Here is a 1,278-nt window from a genome sequence, read left to right as displayed (position 1 = left end):
GGTTAGTAAAGGCCCCTGCCCATCAGGGGCTTTACTTGTTTTAAGGGGTTTTGTGTTTTAGTCGGTAAATCAGTAGCACACCATTATCACAGGTGGTTTCAATTTTATATTTAGATACAAATAGCTTAATTATGGAAAAAAGCAATGCTGATCATGCTCATATTGTCATTCGCCAGGCCGGTGTAGYCGATGCAGGCGACATTCTTGATATTTACAACCACGCCATTGTGAACACCACAGCAGTTTATAGTTATGAACCGCACACCATTGCTATGCGGCTGGACTGGCTCGAGGATAAAAACCGAAGCAATATCCCTGTTTTTGTTGCCGATGTGGACGGAAAGGTTGCTGGGTTTGCAACTTACGGCCCCTTCAGGGCATGGGCGGCTTATCAATATACCGTCGAACATTCGGTATATGTACATGCAGATTACCGTAGGCGGGGTATTGCCAAAATGCTATTAATGCAGCTAATAGAAACAGTTAAGCAAAAATCTGTGCATACTATTATTGCGGGTATTGATGGGGATAACGAAGCAAGTTTACAATTACATCAACAATTGGGGTTTATCCAAATTGGTACATTTAAGCAGGTAGGCTATAAATTTAACCGTTGGCTCGATCTTAAATTCATGCAGCTGATTTTAGACAATGATCCGGCAATTCTGGAAAAATGATCCCAAAAAAGGGATGATATATGCTAACAGGGCTTCAAAAAAATAAAATTACTTAAGGATTTTATTTTATGGCTTAAAGGTATATATTTGCACTCCCGAAATGGGGGATTAGCTCAGCTGGCTAGAGCGCTTGCATGGCATGCAAGAGGTCATCGGTTCGACTCCGATATTCTCCACATTAATAATCAGGCATTTACATGGATTTGTAAATGCCTTTTTTAATGTCCGTGCACACAATTTGCACACAAGCCAATCCTATAGGCCGTTTCCTGTTTCATTCCGCATAGTTCACGAATTTAACACAGTCGCCCTATTAAATATATTATTGCTGTAGTTTACATAACGAATGCTATATAGAGCACTTAAAATATATAAAATCATTTGACCGCATTTTTTGAAAAAAAGGATCAATTTTTCAAGAATGAATAATCGGTATATCCCTTTTCTCCGCCACCATACATTGTAGCTCCGTCCGGTACATTCAGCTCAGCATTCAATTCAAAACGTTTTGGCAAATCGGGATTGGCCAGAAACACTGAGCAATAAGAAATTATTTTAGCGATTCCCTTTTCCAGTTCTGCTTCCACGCTATCTTTATTGA

At 39.6% G+C, this 1,278-nt stretch carries 1 protein-coding gene, 1 tRNA gene and 1 pseudogene; 2 read left to right on the top strand and 1 reads right to left on the bottom strand.

Annotated features, from left to right (window positions below; translation table 11 throughout):
• Positions 1–131 precede the first annotated feature (131 nt).
• Complete coding sequence (locus tag AC1DPZ_RS27430) at positions 132–677, top strand: N-acetyltransferase family protein (RefSeq protein WP_477409482.1); 546 nt, start codon at positions 132–134, stop codon at positions 675–677.
• Between the two features lie 102 nt (positions 678–779).
• Positions 780–853: transfer RNA gene (locus AC1DPZ_RS27425), tRNA-Ala, on the top strand.
• A gap of 231 nt (positions 854–1,084) precedes the next feature.
• Here the strand turns inward: AC1DPZ_RS27425 and AC1DPZ_RS27420 are convergent.
• A pseudogene (locus tag AC1DPZ_RS27420) lies at positions 1,085–1,278 on the bottom strand (alkene reductase); the annotation flags it as partial.

This window comes from Mucilaginibacter sp. P4_G9, from assembly GCF_056400985.1.
This window is presented reverse-complemented; position numbering and strand designations above follow the sequence as displayed.